21 protein-coding genes are annotated in these 17743 nt (G+C 30.2%); 1 reads left to right on the top strand and 20 read right to left on the bottom strand.

Going from position 1 to position 17743, the window contains the following annotated elements; genetic code table 11:
- Window positions 1-14: 14 nt before the first annotated feature.
- The 6 genes from GQR97_RS16815 to GQR97_RS16790 all read right to left on the bottom strand — a co-directional run bounded on the left by GQR97_RS16815 (window position 15) and on the right by GQR97_RS16790 (window position 4717).
- On the bottom strand, window positions 15-923 hold the full coding sequence (locus tag GQR97_RS16815; RefSeq protein WP_158850506.1) for a hypothetical protein: 909 nt from the start codon (window positions 921-923) through the stop codon (window positions 15-17).
- 160 nt (window positions 924-1083) lie between these two features.
- The gene (locus GQR97_RS16810) at window positions 1084-1707 is read right to left on the bottom strand and encodes a porin family protein (RefSeq protein ID WP_158850504.1); all 624 of its coding nucleotides are present in this window, start codon (window positions 1705-1707) and stop codon (window positions 1084-1086) included.
- Window positions 1708-1870: 163 nt separating this feature from the next.
- On the bottom strand, window positions 1871-2674 hold the full coding sequence (locus tag GQR97_RS16805) for a hypothetical protein (protein WP_158850502.1): 804 nt from the start codon (window positions 2672-2674) through the stop codon (window positions 1871-1873).
- 167 nt (window positions 2675-2841) lie between these two features.
- Window positions 2842-3321, bottom strand: a complete 480-nt coding sequence (locus tag GQR97_RS16800) for a DUF2004 domain-containing protein (RefSeq protein ID WP_158850500.1) — start codon at window positions 3319-3321, stop codon at window positions 2842-2844.
- Window positions 3322-3464: 143 nt separating this feature from the next.
- Window positions 3465-4313 (bottom strand): IS3 family transposase, encoded by an 849-nt coding sequence (locus tag GQR97_RS16795; RefSeq protein ID WP_233267657.1) that lies wholly within the window; start codon window positions 4311-4313, stop codon window positions 3465-3467.
- Entirely contained in the window at window positions 4283-4717 is a 435-nt protein-coding gene (locus GQR97_RS16790; RefSeq protein WP_158850498.1) for a helix-turn-helix domain-containing protein, read from the bottom strand. The genes GQR97_RS16795 and GQR97_RS16790 overlap by 31 nt, the downstream gene beginning before the upstream one ends.
- A gap of 418 nt (window positions 4718-5135) precedes the next feature.
- Between GQR97_RS16790 and GQR97_RS16785 the strand changes: the two genes are divergently transcribed.
- Window positions 5136-6107, top strand: a complete 972-nt coding sequence (locus GQR97_RS16785; protein ID WP_158848152.1) for an IS110 family transposase — start codon at window positions 5136-5138, stop codon at window positions 6105-6107.
- Window positions 6108-6141: 34 nt separating this feature from the next.
- On the opposite strand, the gene GQR97_RS16780 is transcribed toward GQR97_RS16785, so the two are convergent.
- The 14 genes from GQR97_RS16780 to GQR97_RS16715 all read right to left on the bottom strand — a co-directional run bounded on the left by GQR97_RS16780 (window position 6142) and on the right by GQR97_RS16715 (window position 17671).
- On the bottom strand, window positions 6142-6672 hold the full coding sequence (locus GQR97_RS16780; RefSeq protein WP_158850496.1) for a hypothetical protein: 531 nt from the start codon (window positions 6670-6672) through the stop codon (window positions 6142-6144).
- A 186-nt stretch (window positions 6673-6858) separates the two neighbouring features.
- Window positions 6859-7338 (bottom strand): hypothetical protein, encoded by a 480-nt coding sequence (locus GQR97_RS16775; RefSeq protein WP_158850494.1) that lies wholly within the window; start codon window positions 7336-7338, stop codon window positions 6859-6861.
- Between the two features lie 40 nt (window positions 7339-7378).
- Window positions 7379-7963, bottom strand: a complete 585-nt coding sequence (locus GQR97_RS16770; protein ID WP_158850492.1) for a hypothetical protein — start codon at window positions 7961-7963, stop codon at window positions 7379-7381.
- Between the two features lie 144 nt (window positions 7964-8107).
- A complete protein-coding gene (locus tag GQR97_RS16765; RefSeq protein ID WP_158851749.1) occupies window positions 8108-8701 on the bottom strand; it encodes a toxin-antitoxin system YwqK family antitoxin in 594 nt (197 codons plus the stop codon).
- A 661-nt stretch (window positions 8702-9362) separates the two neighbouring features.
- Complete coding sequence (locus GQR97_RS16760) at window positions 9363-10145, bottom strand: hypothetical protein (RefSeq protein ID WP_158850490.1); 783 nt, start codon at window positions 10143-10145, stop codon at window positions 9363-9365.
- Between the two features lie 142 nt (window positions 10146-10287).
- The gene (locus tag GQR97_RS16755; protein ID WP_158850488.1) at window positions 10288-11334 is read right to left on the bottom strand and encodes a hypothetical protein; all 1047 of its coding nucleotides are present in this window, start codon (window positions 11332-11334) and stop codon (window positions 10288-10290) included.
- 116 nt (window positions 11335-11450) lie between these two features.
- A complete protein-coding gene (locus GQR97_RS16750) occupies window positions 11451-12170 on the bottom strand; it encodes an IS3 family transposase (RefSeq protein ID WP_233267656.1) in 720 nt (239 codons plus the stop codon).
- A 111-nt stretch (window positions 12171-12281) separates the two neighbouring features.
- Entirely contained in the window at window positions 12282-12803 is a 522-nt protein-coding gene (locus GQR97_RS16745; protein ID WP_136583671.1) for a helix-turn-helix domain-containing protein, read from the bottom strand.
- Window positions 12804-12917: 114 nt separating this feature from the next.
- A complete protein-coding gene (locus GQR97_RS16740; protein ID WP_158850486.1) occupies window positions 12918-13568 on the bottom strand; it encodes a hypothetical protein in 651 nt (216 codons plus the stop codon).
- 186 nt (window positions 13569-13754) lie between these two features.
- Window positions 13755-14153 (bottom strand): hypothetical protein, encoded by a 399-nt coding sequence (locus tag GQR97_RS16735; protein ID WP_158850484.1) that lies wholly within the window; start codon window positions 14151-14153, stop codon window positions 13755-13757.
- Complete coding sequence (locus tag GQR97_RS16730) at window positions 14150-14536, bottom strand: pentapeptide repeat-containing protein (protein ID WP_158850482.1); 387 nt, start codon at window positions 14534-14536, stop codon at window positions 14150-14152. Before GQR97_RS16730 ends, GQR97_RS16735 begins: the two co-directional genes overlap by 4 nt.
- A gap of 140 nt (window positions 14537-14676) precedes the next feature.
- Window positions 14677-15366, bottom strand: coding sequence for a hypothetical protein (locus GQR97_RS16725; protein WP_158850480.1), 690 nt, complete (start codon window positions 15364-15366; stop codon window positions 14677-14679).
- A gap of 315 nt (window positions 15367-15681) precedes the next feature.
- The gene (locus tag GQR97_RS16720; protein WP_158850478.1) at window positions 15682-17019 is read right to left on the bottom strand and encodes an alpha-L-fucosidase; all 1338 of its coding nucleotides are present in this window, start codon (window positions 17017-17019) and stop codon (window positions 15682-15684) included.
- 253 nt (window positions 17020-17272) lie between these two features.
- Complete coding sequence (locus GQR97_RS16715) at window positions 17273-17671, bottom strand: hypothetical protein (RefSeq protein WP_158850476.1); 399 nt, start codon at window positions 17669-17671, stop codon at window positions 17273-17275.
- Window positions 17672-17743: the final 72 nt, after the last annotated feature.

Here is a 17743-nt window from a genome sequence, read left to right as displayed (position 1 = left end):
GTTGTACACAGTTTTTATTGGTTCGTTGAATATAAAATATATGGAAACTCTTCCTCGTCCATATCAGAATAGCTTTCTAAAACATTTGAATTAGAGAAATTAAAAAGATATTCATTTGTGAATTCGTTACCATTTACATTATTTTCGTTTTTTTCAATAACCTTTGTTACATTATTCTCAGATAAATATGCTGGTCCGATGTATGGCATAAAAACTGATACTGCAATAAAAAGGTCTTTATATGGATTTTCTTTATTATCGTAGAAATATTTATAAGTATAACTGTAATTAGTTCCACTTGTGTGTTCTACTCTTGTAACGTTTGAAAAAGTAGAATCATAGTAAAATTTTTGGTGACCAAAACTAACATCAAAACCTCTTCCTCGATGGTCATTATAAATTTCCTTAATTTTTCCGTTTGGATAATAACCAAAGTAGTTTTCCTCAACGAAATAGTCATTATCCATAAAAATACTTTTTAGAAGTCCATTATTGTTGTAGTTAAATGTGTAAGTTTTTATAACTTCATATTCATTACAAAGATTAGTTCTTGTTGACACAATTGACTCAATAAGATTCTCAAGATTGTAATGGAAGACAAAAATGTTCTTTTCACAGCCTGAATAATGTGGTAAATAAAAAGTCATTTTAGAAAGTCTGTTTGTGTCTTCTATATATTCAAATTCCCAATATCTTTCCGCTGGTTCAGGAAAGTTATCAAACATTTGTAGTAAAACATTTTGAATATTTTTATCAAAACTTCCTTTTGCAATATCATTTAATATAGTTTCAGGCTCTTCTAATTCAAAGCCTAATTCAGCGTGTGTTAAAGAACTGTTGTCTATTTCAATTGATTCATATCCATCATCTTTGTCACATCCAAAAAAGATAGTCAGAATTAACAGTGTTAATATTTTTTTCATTTTCGTAGTCAAATTGTGTACAACGTTGTTGTGTATGGTTAGTTGCGTGGTTAAGCAACTAAATTAGTAAACTTTTACGAACCCGTGAATATTCCGCAGGAATATTCGCAAGTAAGCTTAATGAAGCAATTAATTATACACGGTGTTACAAACAGTTTTTTTATAGTTTATAATTCATTCCTAATTGAATTACAGAAGTTTTTAAATTTTGACGTTCAATTATCCCATAATTATACCTTAATGAAATTCCTAAATCAGAAGATATAGAATATCCGAGTCCTAATCCTATCCCGAATTCAAACGTTTCTTTATCATCATTTTTTAAGAATCCTTGATCAAAAGAACTATTTTCGTATTCAATTTCTCTATTTAATGTAAGACCAAATTGAGGTCCAAATTCCAAGCTTAATTTTTTATTCAATTTATATTCCAAAATAATTGGTATTAATACTAAAGATTCATTTATTTTACCGTTAATTCCACCTCTTATAAAAACATCATCAGGTGCAGAATAATTACTACCATTAGTAGAAAAGTTACTTCCTTGCTGTGAATAAATTAATTCGGGTTTTATTAATATTCTTTCACTAATTGGTAATTTTACAAAACCTCCAAGGTGAAATCCGATTTTTCCTGTATAGTCAGCTGGAATATCATCATCATTATTATCAATAAAACTTGAATAATTCAGTCCGCCTTTTATTCCAAATTCAATTTGATTGTCTTGTCCATAAATGTTTAGAGTAAGCAAGAAAATTCCAATTAGTAAAGAAGTTTTTTTCATTCGTAATTCTGGGTTTAAATTGTTTGTAACGTTTATGTATAAGAATAGTTGCGGGTTTGTATACGAGGATTTTCCGAAGGAAAATCAGACGTTACAAACACGCAACGACCTTTGATTAAGCACTAAACCGCAATTATTTTTATACGGTGTTAGGCAACGTATTTTATTTATTTCCTCTATATTTCTCATATCTCGCTTTCATTTCTTGTTCAATTCCTGTACTATTTCCAAATCCGCGAATTTTCTTTAGAGTTTCTTCGTAATTTGGGTGTAATCCGCCATCACAAACTATCTTGTAAATTTCATTTTCAAAAACTAATACTCCGCTTTGATAAATATGAATTATTAATGCTCCTGAATGATAACGTTCAATACTATTTTTTCGACGAACATAGTGGTAACCCATTAATTTCTCATTTGGAAATCCATATTTATCCGTCATTTGGTTAAAATCGGATATTATTTCTGAAGCTCCATTAATCAACTCATCCAAAGTCAATTCAATTTCACTAGTTCGCCAATCGTGATATTTACTATTAAATTCCTTATCACGATTTATTAATGAAAGAAAGTTATCTCTCAATTCTTGGTTATAGTTCTCTTTGTAATAATCCGAATAGGTTTCAAAATCAGCATTAAATTTATCGTACCACTTGTGTTTTTTGTGATATCTAAAATATCGCAAAGGAACTCCACCTTTAGCTAATCGGATTGCAATTTGTTCAGCCCATTTTGTATCCTTTCTTTTTAGTGCAACTGAAAAAGCTAAATGCAAATCGGCACCTAATGGATGGTCAGTTTTTGTGAAAGCAAGTTTTAAATTCTTTTCGGCATCTTCATAATTTTTGTCAGAATAATTCTTAGACGCAAGTTTAACTAAAGGATAGTATTCTGCAAATTCACATTCTTGAGCAACTGAATTTACTGTAAAAAGTAGAATTGTAAATATTAGCAGGATGTTTTTCATATGTTGCCTAACGATTATGTATAAGAATAGTTGCGGGTTTGTATGCGAGGAATTTCCGAAGGAAATTCAGACGTTACAAACACGCAACGACCTTTGATTAAGCACTAAACCGCAATTATTTTTATACGGTGTTGTGCGTTCGTTTTTTTTATTTTTTATACTTCCATTTAACTTTCCCAATCAATAGATAAATTTTTCTGTCGATTCATTTTAATAACTAATAATTGGTCAGATATTTCATCATCTAAACAATAATCAAATACAACCAAATCAGAATAAAAACTGATTGTTGTTATTTTCAGAAAGTTCATTAATTTTTTTAAATTATTTATTTCTGTGTCATTAGAATCAATAATTTCTTCAAAATCATCTTCTAATTCTTCTAAATGATAAGACAAAAATTCAAATGTATTTCCATTCTTGTTTTCAAAGTCGTTTGTTATAAAATTTCTATTTTGGTTATCAAATTCAGGTAAATTTTCTAGTACATTTTTTATTATAGTGAATTGTTCTTTGTCAGCAACTTGCATTTCATTTAGGAAAATATTAATTTCTTTTCCATTATATTCAAAATCCGTATCATATTCGTCCTGCAAATTTTGAATATCAATTTCTTGTTTGAAATAAGGTAATTTTAATTTTTCCATTTTTTATAATTTAATTCTGTCTTTCAGGTTTCGTTGTGTATTATACTGATATAGGTTGACTCTTTTTAGTTAATATTTAGACGTTCAAACTATTTTTTTCAGCCGTTTAGAAGGCAAAAAAATAGTTTGAACTAGTTCTGTTCTTAAATCTTAAGTTCAGGTAAATTTACATTATTTTTTCGATAGGATTTGTATTTGATGTTTGGATTGAGATGGACTTCAGCAGGTTTTCTGAGATCCAGGCTAAAATGTGTTCTCAAATTGTTATAAATATAGACTGCTTGTTGTGTCATTTTTTGTGCTAATTCAGTGTTTTTAATGGTTTGTTTTAATCCATATTCATATTTAAGAGTTCTATTAATGCGTTCTGCAACAGCATTTTCGTAAGGATCGTATTGTTCAGTCATACTCATTGTAATGTTGTTGTTTTCAGCGAATGTTGTGTATTTCGGATTGCAGTATTGAAAACCTCTATCCGAATGATGGATAAGCTTTTTATCAGGGTATTTCCTGTTTTTAATAGCCATAGCGAGTGCATCCGTACAAAGCGATGTTCTCATATGGTTATCGAGTTTATATCCCATAATCTGCTTAGAATAAGCATCTGTAACAATGGCTAAATAATTATGACCGTATTGTGTTTTAATATAAGTGATATCGCAGACCCAAAGTTGTTCAGGACGAGTAGGGACATGGTCTTTTACCAGGTTTTTATATTTTTTGTACATATGGTTTGAGTTTGTAGTTGTGATGTAATTTTTAGTTTTGGGAATCAAAAGATTATTTAGTCTGAGGAAGCGATAGAACTTGTCTCTACCAATTTTAATATCAGCGTTTATAAAGTCCTGTTTTAGTTCTTTATGTAGCTTAATACCACCAGTTTTAGAGCCTACTTTATTACGGTATTCCTTGACCATTTTGATCATTCTTTGATGATCTATTTCTTTTTTCTGTTGCGTTTTTAGTCTTTTGTAGAAGGCTTGTTTAGAAATCCCAAAACATCCATAGAGCCATTTTCTTTTATACGCTGTTTTTTCTTTTGCTCTATCTCTTTTGCTAATGTTTTGGGCAATGACTTTTTTGACATATCGACGCCTGTAATGAGTTCCATATCAGCAATAATGTCTTGTTGGAAGTCTTTTTGGAACTCCAGTTCTTCAATTTTTTCCTTTAACTTTTTAATTTCATCGTTTTTACTCATACCCGTATTTTGTTGTACTAAGGTACTGTATTTTCTTAACCAATAGGTAATGGTTGTTCGAGGGACATCGTATTTTTTTGAAGCTTGGTTATTAGATAATTGTCCGCTAAGGATTTGGTCAACGACTAAAAGTTTGGTTTCTAAAGTTGCTTTTTGGTAGCTTTTTTTTCGCCAGTGTTCATTTTGTGTTTTCATAAGTGACTATAATTAATGGTTTAATTTTTAGTCAACCTATTTCAGGAAAATTCAAATTTTAAATGACAGCTAACGTGATTGTGTATGGTTAGTTGCGTGTTTAGTCAACTAATTTAGTAAACAAAAACGAACGCGAGAAAATTCCGAAGGAATTTTCCAAATAATCACTTGCCCAAGCAATTAATTATACACGGCTTAAGTTAGCATTTTAATAAAAACACTAAATTAGGGCATAAAAATAAGAAAGCACAAAAGAGAGGAGTAAGGTTAATATACACGCAGAAGCTTTAGACTTCGTCAACATTGAAAATCCCCTCTCTTTTCTACACAGATTTCGTACAGTTCTATGAGGCTTTTAGACCTCGATTTTAAGTCGTTGAAACTCGCGTAGATCGTCCTTTTAAAAAGACATTTTCTTATGAATAAAGATATTAAATATTTTGGAATTGACATTAGTCATTTGGTGTTCGATGTCACGGACTCTGATGGTAATTACTATCAGTTTAAAAACAATGAACTTGGCTTTAAAAAGTTCACGAAACTTTTAAATAATAAGAGCCATTGTGTTATGGAAGCCACAGGCTATTATCATTATCAGTTAGCGTATCATTTGCTAGAATCTGGTATCAAAGTATCGGTTGAAAATCCATTGTCAGTAAAACGCTTTATACAGATGGGACTATCAAAAGTTAAGACAGATAAGAGCGATTCAAAACTTATTTGTGCTTACTCAGAGCAAGTAGAATTAAAGCTATGGAAAGGAAATTCTAAGGAAGAAATAGAATGTCTTCAAATCGTTAGAACCCTTTCTGTATATACAAAACAAAGCACTATGCTAAAAAACAAACTACATGGAGAAGCGGTTTTGGGAAATCCAAGTAAGCTTGTTGTAACGTCTTTAAAACGTAGTTTAAGACAACTAACAAAAGAGATGAAAACTTTGGAGGATAAGCTGTTAATATTAGTAAAACAATCACATCAAGATTTATTTACCCGTTTAAAAACCATTCCAGGTATAGGACCAAAAACAGCCATTATGTTAGTGGTATTAACAGGTGGATTTGATCGTTTTACGAGCGCAAGTGAACTTTGTAGTTACGCTGGCCTTACACCTATGATCCGGCAAAGTGGAAGTAGTGTAAAAGGGAGGCCACGAATAAGTAAAATGGGGAATCAAAAGCTTCGGAATTTATTATTTATGTGCAGTTTTAATGCGTGTAAATACAACAAAGCTTGCCGCGATCTTTATGAGCGAATCGTAGCTAAAGGAAAGAGCAAAAAATTAGCATTAATTGCCGTGTGTAATAAGCTACTAAAACAGGCTTTTGCACTAGCTAAATCAGGATTAATATATGATGGAAACTATAAAAGTACTTTAGTGAAAAATTAATACATTTTTACTTGTTTTTTACCACAGTACTTTGTTAGCTACAGTATTTTGTTGTTATTAAATCAATTAAACTTCTGTGAAAATTAATAATTAATTCTGCGCTTTCAATATTTTTTTCATATTTCAGCGAGAATACAGTTCGGATTGAGTATTTCTCATTTTTTTGTTTACCCAATGTATTAAGTTCAAAAGCCGTATTTTCAATAAGTTCATTTAAATTTAATTTCGTGATTAAGTATGCTATATTTTCTTTAAATAAAATATCAGAAGATTTAATATTCCAATTTAGTTTCTTAAATAATATCAGTTTACTTAAATGGTCAATTGTTTTTATTTCAAATTCAGGAATTTTGTTATTATTTAACTTATTAATTTTGAATTCTGCTGTATCTGAATTTCCAAAATCATATAAAACATCTATATCAAAGTTTTTATAAAATATTTTTAATCTATATTTAGAAATATGGACAAATGAACCAATTTCGCCACCAACTTTATAATCTTCGTACTCAAATACACCATTATAATTTTCACAAATTCGTTTTAATTCAGTTTCTGGGTTCATATTGTAGCTAACGTTCAGTATAAGAAATCGTAGGGCAGGTGATAAGCACTTTCGTTTCGGTTTATTACTTAGCTAAATATAAATATTTTGCTTTTATCTTTTCTACTACAAACGCCAAATTTTATATTTAGCGGACTTTGTTAATATTCACAGGCCTTTCGGTTTAGCACAAACGCCCTATGTTTTTTATACCTTGTTGGCAACAGTATTTTTTAATTCAGTTGGTTTGTTATTTATTCGCTTTATTACGTATGCAATTAAAAGTCCGATTGTAAATGTTGTCAGAATGGTGCAAATAACAAATGCAATAATTGGCGGAATCATCATCAAAAACCTTTCTTCCGTTACAGTCAGTCCGACAATCAGACAAAAAGTTAACCAGATAATTAAATTCACAACAACAGAATATTTAAAAGAAGTCAGAATCAATGATTTTCCATCATTAATATTTTTATAAGCCAATTTTCCGCCAATCCAAAGAGCAATCAGAAACGCAACAACAAGTCCAATCGTCGAAACACCATATGTACCAAGAATAGCGATTGTCAAAAGTCCTTCTCCAGTTAGTAATAATGGTATCCAAATCGTAGCAATGACAGTCAGAATTCCAATTGGTGTCCCAATGAGATAAGAAGTCAGAATACTTTGCTTTAATTTTTTTTCCATTTGTTTTACGTTCAGTTTGGATATTGTTGGCAACAGTATTTTATTCTTTTTTAACTTGTACTTTTCTAAATTCAGTTAGAATCTTTTCTTTTTCCATTTCGGTTAAACCAAAATCCGGTAATCTTTCAGGTGGTGGAATTTCGTCGTCAATTAACAAAACATTTTGCACAAGATATTCGCCAATGTCCATATTCCAACCTAAACAACCCGATTGATAATCTATCTGGTATGTTGTATCACGAATTGCTTTTAAAGTCAATTCTGTTTTATTGGGAAATTCCTTTTTTCTTAAAAGTCCTTCGTACGCAATCCCTTTTATAATTCCGTTTGGGTATTCAGTCAGTTTAAGAAGTTCCGATTCGGTTGCGTTTTTCATAATCCATCTTCTTCTGTCAACTTCGTTTTTTGTTGAAATTCCCATTCCACCAATTCCGCTAGTAATTCCACGTGATTCCGCAACTTGTAAAGAATCTTTTATTTCTTTTCTTATTCCATTCCAATTATAGGTCCAATTTGGTTCATAATTTGTCACAATAGCAGTTATAACACCAATTCCGATTATTGTCAAAATTGGAAATAAAATCGAAAATCGACTTCGTTTGCTGTTGTTTCTGCGTTTTGTCATATTGTTGCCAACGTTGATGTATAAGAATAGTTGCGGGTTTGTATGCGAGGATTTTCCGAAGGAAAATCAGATGTAGCAAACACGCAACTACCTTTTTTTTAGCACTAAACCGCAATTATTTTTATACGGTGTTAGGCACAGTTTTTATTCTTTTTTTATTTCTCCATTTTCGTTAAACAGAGTTGTTTTTATTAAAATTCCGTCATTGTCATAAACAGAAACTTCTTTAATTTTTCCGTTTTGATAATATCTTTTTAATTCTCCGATTACAAGTCCGTTTTTAAATTCCGCTTTCAGCCGAATTTTTCCGTTTGAGTAATAATCAGTTTCAATTCCGTCACAAACCTTTTCGCAATTCATAAACTTATAGTTAGGAATTATTCCAAGTTTTTTAAGTTGTTCCCGACTTGTGCCTTTTTTATAGGAAACATTTGTCTTTTTTATATATTCTTCGATTCTCGGTTTAACTAAAGTGTCTGAATTTATTAGTTTGTCAATTACAATTTTACGTACTTCTCCAATTTCGGTTGCGACAAGTTTATACTCTCCTTTAGTCAGAAGAATTATTGTTCCGTCAAAGTCCGATATATTATACTTGGTTCCGTCCTTTTCAAGATGATAGTAATCACTTCTTTCAATTTCGTTTGAGCAAGAATCTTTCAAAAATAGATTGAATTTAATTTCTTGACTAAATCCAGAAATGGTAGAAAAAAGTAATATTAAAATCGTTAATTTCATTGGTCTGTCAAATTGTGCCTAACGTAACGCGTATAATGTTTGTTGCGTAATTTATACACTAAATTAGTAAAAAGAAACGAGTTAAAGTAAAATCTTACGATATTTCCAAAAGAGAATTATAAAGCAATAAATTTTAGACGTTGTTGTGGGCAGGTTTTGATGTCTTTTTTGAGACTTAGTATAAAAAGAATAACCAATATCTAGAAACTGATTTTTTTTCTTTTCAAATAAAACCTGACCAAAAAATAAAGCGTAAAGATTGGAGTTTTCAATGTTAGCAGATAAGAACTGACCACTGGTAAAAAAACAAAAATTTAATACCAAAAACTAGCAAAAGGAAAACGACCAAAAAAATATTCATGATAGCGCTCATCCGCCAGGGAGTAACAAAAGTAAATAGACCAAAATGTTAGCTAAAATTTTTGTGTTTTGTGTGCCTAAAAAAATTGAGTTTTAATGCCTGAACTTGGCAAATATGCTTCTTTATGAAGCTAAATTATAGTTATGTATTTCTTGTTGAAGACTTGCCCACAACGTTGTTGTGTATTAAAAGTTGCGATTTTGTGAACGAGGAATTTCCAGCGGAAATTCAGAAGTTTGCAAAGAAGCAACAAGTTTTAGTTTAGCTAAATATAGCGATTTTTTATACACGGTGTTATGTTTAGTTATTTTCCTTCATAAAAATAGTAGCAGTATATTCCTTCTGAATCCATTTTCCTTTTTCTCCTTCTTTAATCTTAAAATTTTCAAATAATTCTAAATCTGATTCAATTGTCATTGTGTATTGATTTCTATTTTTTTTATTATAATTCGTTAACACGTAATAAGTTCTATATTCATGTTTTTTCCTACTTTTATTTATGTATTTATTCAGGTATTCTATAATTGCTTTTGGGTGCTTAAATTTTTTTGTTTTTAAGAACTTGACTTCAAATTTTCCGCCAAACTTAAAATTAGGTTTATAAACAAAAAGTAAATTTTCATTTAGTTTTAAATTTTCATATTCCTTATAGAATTCTTTTTCGGATGTAAAACTCATTTCATTAAATGAATATTCTAATGGATAATTTTTTGCTAAATTCAAAATTTGAGTAGCACTAAATTCATAAGATTTACCATCAATTCTTATGTAAGAATATTTTGGATTAAAAGACCAGGTTTTTAATTTCTTATCTCCTTCAAAAAGTCGAATATTAAATTCACCTTTTGTAAATTGATTTTTGACTTCTTTTCCTTTAGTCAACAATTGAGATAGAGAATCTAATACTTTAAAATCCTTAATCATAAAGTTGTATTTTTCAAAAGTTTTCTCCTTATCATAATGAGGATACATTCCAATCAGTCTCATATTTTGATTTAAGTCTATATTTTCTAAAATTAAACTTTCTTGAGAATAAGCTGAAATATAGAATAAAATCAAAATTGTAGTTATAAGTTCCTTCATTTTTTTTTAATTAAACATAACGTGTTTATATATGGTTTGTTGCGTGGTTTAAGCAACTAATTTAGTAAATAATTAAAGCCCAAGAAAATCCGCGAGGATTTTCGTAAGTAGGCAAAAAGCAAGCAATAAATTATATATGGTGTTAGTGCCAGTTATATTCAATTTTCCTGTTAATTTCTTTTTCAATCAATCCATTAAGTATGTATGTTTTATTTATCCAATTATTAAATTTGTCATATTTTGTTTGAATAGTTTTTATTTCTACATTTTCAGGTCTTTCATTTGTCATACTATTTTTCCACCTTTTAATTATCTTATCTTTCGATGTAGTTATATTTTTATATTCATCAACTTCAAGTTTTTTATTGAATCTAAGATATTCAGTTTTTATGGAATCTTTCCATTTATAATTTGAGAATCTTGAATTTAACTTTCCATTCCAGAAATCATCTTCAATCACAATTTCCAAGTTTTTATTTTTTATTTTTTTTATAATTTTATCGAGTTTGTTATATCTGTATTTTTTAATTATTAATGTATCTATTTTTTTTTGATATTTATAAATAGTGGAATCATTTGCATTTAAATGTTTTTCGGATTTATTTCCTGTAAAACTTTTATCTAAAATTACTCCAAAACCATTTTTAGTATTAATAAACAACTTTTTTGTTAACTGATTGTAAGAATTGTACTTATATAAATTATAATGCCTTAATGTATCGTTTCTGAAAAATTCTTTTTTGGTAAGTAGAATATTTGAAAAATGATTAATGTATTGAGTTTTTATACCTTTTTCAAAAATATTCAACGAGTCTGGATATTCGGAAATACTACTAAAGTATTGTTTGAAAACCTCTGTTATTTCTCCTTTATGTTTTCGTATAATCTTTGAAACTCTATTTAAAGTATCATAGTAAATTATTTGAGTAGGTTCTTTTAAGCCTTCCGAATAATCATTTCGTTTTATGAGGTTATTTTTTTTATCATAAAAAACTTTATTTGTAATTCTAGATGTATCTATTCTTGACTCTTTGTTTCTATAAAACTCAAGTCGTTCTATGAAAATTGATTTCACAGAACCTGTGTGATCTATATTCCATATATTCGACACATAATCATCAATAGATTTTTCTTGTGCAGATATTAAATTTGTTATTAATATTATAATATAAAATATTGAGTTTTTCATTGAATTGGCACTAACGTGTTTGTATATGGTTTGTTGCGTGTTTTAAGCACCTAATTTAGTGAATAATTACCGACCAAGAAAGTGAAGTGCACCCAAATGTTTAGACAAATTTATAATTAATTTTGATAATAATTAGCTCGATATTCAATCGGGCTCATACCATTTAAATTTTGTTTAATTCTCTCATTATTATAATATTTTATATAGACTTTAATCTCTTTTTTTAACTGAGATATCGACTTATATTTATTTATATAAAACAATTCAGATTTTAGAATACCGAAGAAATTTTCTATCACAGCGTTATCTAAACAATTTCCTTTACGAGACATACTCTGAGTAATTCCTTTTTCTGTTAATAATCTTCGATACTGTTTCATTTGATACTGCCATCCTTGATCTGAATGTAATATTAAATTTGTTTGATCTGGTATTTTCTTAAAAGACTTTTTCAGCATAATAGCTACTTGTTTAAAATCAGGTTTTTCAGATAATTGATAACTTATTATTTCTCTATTAAAGAGATCAATTATTGGAGATAGATATAGTTTTTTTCCTAAAACTTTAAATTCTGTAATATCGGTAGCCCATTTTTTATTTGGCCTAATAGCTTTAAAATTTCGTTGTAATATATTAGGAGCTGTTTCTCCTATTCGCCCTTTATAAGACTTGTATCTTTTAGCTCTGACTAAACTTTTTAAACCTAATTCACGCATTAACTTGAGTACTGTTTTATGATTTATTAGAGTGCCTATTTTGTTGATTTCTAAAGAGATTCTTCTATAGCCATATCTTCCTTTGTGACGATGATATATTTGATGAATCAATAGTTTTATCTCTTTATATTTATCAACTAAAAGACTTCTTTTATGATGATAATAATAACTACTTCGCCATGTTCGTATGATATAATAAAATATCTAAATCATACTTATGCCTTAATTCTGTTATGGCTTTTGCTTTTTGTTTTGCTCTTGTTGAATTAAGGCCTGTAACTTTTTTAGCAAGTCCAGTTCTGCACGTAATGATTCATTTTCTAATAAAAGTTCCTCTTCTCTTGTTAAAGGTTTATTAGACTTTTTTTTAGCTCTCTTAAATTGCATAGATTTTGGTTTACCTCTAGGTTTAATGTTTAAGCCTACAATACCCTCTTTTTTATAATTACGTTGCCACTTCATAATTACAGATTTAGTAGGAATATTAAATTCTAAACAAGCTTGACTGAAAGATAATGAATCTTTGTCAATAGCTTTTAAAACTTTAAGTTTAAAAGGAATGCTATACACTTTGGTTTTTCTTGGTAATAGTGCTTTTTTACCATATTTTTCATAAAATCGAATCCAATCATGAAGGGTTGTATGATGACAACCATATAACTTAGACACATCTTCAACTGTTTGGTGATTTTTTAAAACTTGCTTTACACATCGAAGTTTAAATGCGTAATCATACTTGACTTTTCTTCCCATAATAATACCCTCAAATAGTGTCTAACTTTTGGGGGGCAGTTCAAAGTCCGCGAGGACTTTCGTAAGTAAGCGAGAAACCAGCAATAAATTATATACGGTGTTGTAAACTGGCTTTTATGCTATTTTCTCGATTCTTGCATTTTCACATAATGGATATTCTGCAACGAATTCTTTTATTGATTCATTCATTTTTTCAAACGAATCAGAATAGAAATAAAGTCCTGTTTCATTTTGTCCTTGCCAATATCGTGTTGCTTTAGAATTATCGTTTGTAAGTTTTTTAATTTCAGAAAGCACAATATTAGAGTCAGTTTTTTCATAAACTTCTTTGTCTAAATTTATTCCGTCTAGATAGATTCCGAGTCCTTCTTTTTCGCCAAAATAAATCCGTTCATCCGTTTTGTCAATCACAATTCTTGAACCTTTTGGTGCACCAAATTCTGTTAGTTTATCTGTTATTAATTTGATTATGTTTTTATCAATATCTTCTGAATACAATTGAATATCAATATTACACCATTCTAATTCTCCAGATGGTAGTTGAGTAGTTCCAGCTCCTAAAACCTCCCCAATGTTATTTGCTTTTAGGAATTCGTCTAAAGGGTCTTCGTAAATTTCTCCTCTTTCAATCGGCATTATTTTATCATTCAAAAAAGCGACAATGAAATTTATATCTTCATCATCTTTTCCAAATAGGTTTTCCAATATTTGGTCCATTTCATCTTCTGGATTCTTTTTCTTAAATAATTTTCTGAAGAAGTTCATATTATTCTTGAGCTTGTTTACAACGTTTAGTGTATGGTAAGTAGGGCATTTAAAAGTACTAAACTTTCAATTTTGCACTGAGCCAAAGCGTTGTAATTTTTTTTCAACTTATTCATTTTAAAAGCCAAATCAACGATTTGGCGGTGTTGATTAATAGAGCTGAACTTTCATAAACCACCGAACCCCCTATTTGCTATATACAGTGTTGTAGCACGTTTTTATTTTTTCAATCCAACTTTTTTTGTTTTCATTAATTTCAGTCGGCAATTCATTTATTTCGTTCTGCTCAATTTTTTCCAAGCAAGCGGAAAATATAGTTTTAGTTCCGCTAATAATTAATATCTCATTTTGGTCAGGTTTTCCAAATTCCAAAGCAATCATAGATGACCAAATTCCGACACGATATTGATATTCCGAAACAAATCCAGCGAAACTTTGAATTCCATCTTTAGTAATTATTTCCTTTCCGAGTTCAATCAGTTGCTTGTATTCATTTCGGTCAGATTTATCAAAGTCAAAAGGATGGATTGATAAATTATATAAATTCTTACATCCAAAAAGAAAGTCAGTCGTTTTTGGATTCATTGTTTTTGTTTAATTACTCGATTCATAAATTCGTCAGTTGTAATTGTATGTCCATACCAGTCAGCTCCGTCAAATTTAGTATTCGAAAATTTACAATCAATAAATTCTGCTCCACTTAAAAGACTTCCACTCAAGTCAGCATTTGTAAAGTCAATACTATCAAATTTACAGCATTTGAATCCACAATTTTTTAAATTACAATTCCGAAAACTCGTTCCAGTAAAATCTGCACTAAAAAATGTAGAACCCTGAAGATTAGAATCGTCCAAAGTCAAATGTTGAAGATTTTCGTGTTCTTCAAAGTCACAGTTTGGAAATTCACGCTCTCCTTTTTCATACCTTTCTAAAAGGTCTCCTATATATTTTGGAATTTCGTTAGTCATTTCTCAAATGTGCTACAACGGTTTGTGTATGGTTAGTTGCGTGGTTCAGCAACTAATTTAGTAAAAGGAAACCGAACGTTAGGGAAATCCGAAGGATTTTCCGAGTACACACAGACCCAAGCAATTAATTATACACGGTGTTACCTGCTGGCTTTCTTTATCAGGTTCTTAAATTCATTTTCAGTTAGAATTTTGGTTAATTCTAATTCAACTGTTGTTCCGTCTGGGTGATATCTTTGATACTTTACCATACCAATATCTTTTGCGTAATATGTAAATTGATAAAACTCATAGCTTTGGTCAGAATCGAGTGATTTAATCTCGTATTCATCCATAAACTTTAGTGTTGAGTAGTTAGTTCCTTTAACGTCTATGTTTTCAAAACTATTTTTAGTCCGCTCTTTTATGAATTGCTCATTTCCATACTTTAGACTTTTATATTTTACAGAATACTTGTATTTATTTTTGTCATTCCATTTGTAAACATCTTTGTCGATTATAATTCCATTAATACGTATGTTTTCTCCACTGTCAATTTTCTCAAAATCTGTGTAGCTAATTATTTTCGCTCCATCAACTTTTAGTTCTTCCTCAAAAATATTGTAAAGCCTAAAATCAGTTGTGAAAGATTCCGTTAGAATTATTTTTGTTTTCGGATTTGTAGTTACTTTCCAATACTCAATTCTTTTCGGATTATTTTTGTCAACGTATTCATAAATTTTGATTTCTTTTTTTGTTCCAATTTGATAGTAATATTCTTTAAAATTTTCTTGTGCAAAAGAACTTGAGATATTAATAATTAGAATCAGGATTAGGACGTTTCTTGTCATTCTTATTTTTTTCAGCTTGCAGGTAACGTTTAGTATAAGAATAGTAGCCGACTGCGTAACACTTAACTGTCAAACTACAAGATAGTTGAAGCGGGCTACAATCCTTGAAAACACTGCTGTTTCGGCTATTATTTTTATGCGTTGTTAGCGGTTGTTTTTCTATGTTGTATCATAGTCTTCAAATGTATCTTCAAAATCCCATTTGATTTTTCAAGACACTCATATTGGGTAATGCTTTAAACTGAAAACAAACACCCTCTCCCTATTCCAAGAGTGGGTGTAACTAACAATACATTCACTAAACTAAAATTAAAACTATTTTACTTCTAACTTAATAACAGTAGCAATAACATTTTGCGCATTTGCGGGTAAACTTATTTTTTGACCTAAAGTAGTAGAATTAATTTTTAATTTGGTTTTGGAGTCAGACAATAGTAATGCCTTTTTCGCATTTATACTTTTGTCTAGCAAAAGCACACCATCATTAGGCCATTCAAAAATGTGAGCGTATACTATACCGTCTTTACTTGTATATCGTCCCCATTTTGGAGTGTTGTAAGGGCTAGCTTTTGCACCATAAATCGATTCTCCATTAATTTCTGTCCATTCGCCCATATCTTTTAAGCGTTCTACACTTTCTGGAGGAAATAAACCCTGTGCGTCTGGTCCAATATTCAATAGATAATTACCACCCTTAGAAACAATATCAATTAACTTTTTAATGAGATCTTCACTACTTTTCCAGTTCGTATCGGATGGTTTGTAGCCCCAAGAACCATTCATAGTCATACATGATTCCCAATCGCTATCGATGCCTGTTGCCGGGATTTCTTGTTCCGGTGTGCCAAAGTCTCCTACGAAATTACCTTCTTTATCCGTTCCTTTCATACCCTGACGACCTTTGTCTACTCGGTTGTTAACAATGGTTTTAGGTTGGATGTTAAGTATGAAATCATACATTTCTTTTCCCATTTCAGTAGTGTAATCTGAAATCCATTCGCCATCGAACCATACCACACCAATATCACCATAATTGGTAAGTAATTCTTTCACCTGCGGTTTTAAGTAATTTTTATAATACTCTGGAAACTCCGGATTAACGTTTTTACCTGTATAATTAGGATAATAAGGGCCCTGTGCCTGAGGATGGTGCCAATCGGAAATAGAATGATATAAACAAAATTTGATTCCAGCTTTCTTACAGGCAATGGATAGTTCTTTAACAATATCGCGTTTAAAAGGGGAGGCTTCCATGATGTCATAATTGGTGATTTTTGAATCCCATAAACAGAAACCATCATGATGTTTTGAGGTAAGAACAATGTATTTCATACCCGCATTTTTTGCCATAGCAACCCACTCATCGGCATTAAAACTTGTGGGGTTAAACTGCGAAACTATTTTTTCATAATCTTCAATAGTATAATCCAGTTTAGCCATAATCCATTCGGATCCGCCATTAAAAATTTCACCATCACGTTCACCACCCGGAATTGCATAAGCTCCCCAATGAATGAACATTCCAAAACGGGCATCTCGCCACCATTCCATACGCTCATCATCCGATGTTTTTTTCTGATTTACTTGACCTTGTACACTACATATGTTTGTGAACAAGATAATAACTGTAAATATTTGAATTAGTTTTTTCATGATTATAATATTATTTGGGGTATAAATATGCTATATGTTAATTCGGGTAGCCCATTTCCAAAGTTTTCATTTAGTTTAAAGTTCATTTCCAGTGTCAATTTGTTAAATAACCGCTAACGTGTTTGTGTATGGTTAGTTGCGTGGTTAAGCAACTAATTTAGTAAACAAATACGAACCTGAGAAAATTCCGAAGGAATTTTCCAAATAAGCACTTGCCAAAGCAATTAATTATACACGGTGTTGCCAACAGTATTTATTCCGTTTTGTTGTATAATTTTTCCGCTTCTTTTCGTGTTCGCTCAAAAATATCAGTTCCGAATTCCGCAAATATCAATTCTTTCATTTTTTTCGTGTAACACTTTGATTCCGCTGTTATAAGACAACCACCATCTTTAATCAAAATCCCATATTTTGATTTCATATATTTTTCGTAAAATTCGCTAAAATTCCATTCGTCTTTTGTTCTAACTATCAGTCCGTAAGAATAAGATTTGTAAGTTTTATTTCCAACGTCTTTTATGGCACGTTCAGTTCCGCTTTCACAATTTCCAAAAAAGATTGAGTCATTTTTAATTCCGCCTTTTTCTTTTTCCGATTGAGAATAGCTTAATCCGAAAGTAAAAATCAAAATTAAAGTCAAAATTTTATTCATTCCGTTCGGTTTTTTCATATTGTTGGCAACGGTTGAGCTATGAACAGTACGGGAGCAAACTGACGTTTACTT

The organism is Algibacter sp. L1A34 (genome assembly GCF_009796805.1).
Lineage (GTDB): Bacteria > Bacteroidota > Bacteroidia > Flavobacteriales > Flavobacteriaceae > Algibacter.
Note: the sequence above shows the minus strand (reverse complement) of the source record. Positions and strands in the feature narration are given on the sequence as shown.

Bases quoted from the DNA above. Each gene is read 5' to 3' on its own strand.
- GQR97_RS16815 (WP_158850506.1), bottom strand. From the start codon at position 923: ATGAAAAAAATATTAACACTGTTAATTCTGACTATCTTTTTTGGATGT.
- GQR97_RS16810 (WP_158850504.1), bottom strand. From the start codon at position 1,707: ATGAAAAAAACTTCTTTACTAATTGGAATTTTCTTGCTTACTCTAAAC.
- GQR97_RS16805 (WP_158850502.1), bottom strand. From the start codon at position 2,674: ATGAAAAACATCCTGCTAATATTTACAATTCTACTTTTTACAGTAAAT.
- GQR97_RS16800 (WP_158850500.1), bottom strand. From the start codon at position 3,321: ATGGAAAAATTAAAATTACCTTATTTCAAACAAGAAATTGATATTCAA.
- GQR97_RS16790 (WP_158850498.1), bottom strand. From the start codon at position 4,717: ATGAAAACACAAAATGAACACTGGCGAAAAAAAAGCTACCAAAAAGCA.
- GQR97_RS16785 (WP_158848152.1), top strand. From the start codon at position 5,136: ATGAATAAAGATATTAAATATTTTGGAATTGACATTAGTCATTTGGTG.
- GQR97_RS16780 (WP_158850496.1), bottom strand. From the start codon at position 6,672: ATGAACCCAGAAACTGAATTAAAACGAATTTGTGAAAATTATAATGGT.
- GQR97_RS16775 (WP_158850494.1), bottom strand. From the start codon at position 7,338: ATGGAAAAAAAATTAAAGCAAAGTATTCTGACTTCTTATCTCATTGGG.
- GQR97_RS16770 (WP_158850492.1), bottom strand. From the start codon at position 7,963: ATGACAAAACGCAGAAACAACAGCAAACGAAGTCGATTTTCGATTTTA.
- GQR97_RS16765 (WP_158851749.1), bottom strand. From the start codon at position 8,701: ATGAAATTAACGATTTTAATATTACTTTTTTCTACCATTTCTGGATTT.
- GQR97_RS16760 (WP_158850490.1), bottom strand. From the start codon at position 10,145: ATGAAGGAACTTATAACTACAATTTTGATTTTATTCTATATTTCAGCT.
- GQR97_RS16755 (WP_158850488.1), bottom strand. From the start codon at position 11,334: ATGAAAAACTCAATATTTTATATTATAATATTAATAACAAATTTAATA.
- GQR97_RS16745 (WP_136583671.1), bottom strand. From the start codon at position 12,803: ATGGGAAGAAAAGTCAAGTATGATTACGCATTTAAACTTCGATGTGTA.
- GQR97_RS16740 (WP_158850486.1), bottom strand. From the start codon at position 13,568: ATGAACTTCTTCAGAAAATTATTTAAGAAAAAGAATCCAGAAGATGAA.
- GQR97_RS16735 (WP_158850484.1), bottom strand. From the start codon at position 14,153: ATGAATCCAAAAACGACTGACTTTCTTTTTGGATGTAAGAATTTATAT.
- GQR97_RS16730 (WP_158850482.1), bottom strand. From the start codon at position 14,536: ATGACTAACGAAATTCCAAAATATATAGGAGACCTTTTAGAAAGGTAT.
- GQR97_RS16725 (WP_158850480.1), bottom strand. From the start codon at position 15,366: ATGACAAGAAACGTCCTAATCCTGATTCTAATTATTAATATCTCAAGT.
- GQR97_RS16720 (WP_158850478.1), bottom strand. From the start codon at position 17,019: ATGAAAAAACTAATTCAAATATTTACAGTTATTATCTTGTTCACAAAC.
- GQR97_RS16715 (WP_158850476.1), bottom strand. From the start codon at position 17,671: ATGAATAAAATTTTGACTTTAATTTTGATTTTTACTTTCGGATTAAGC.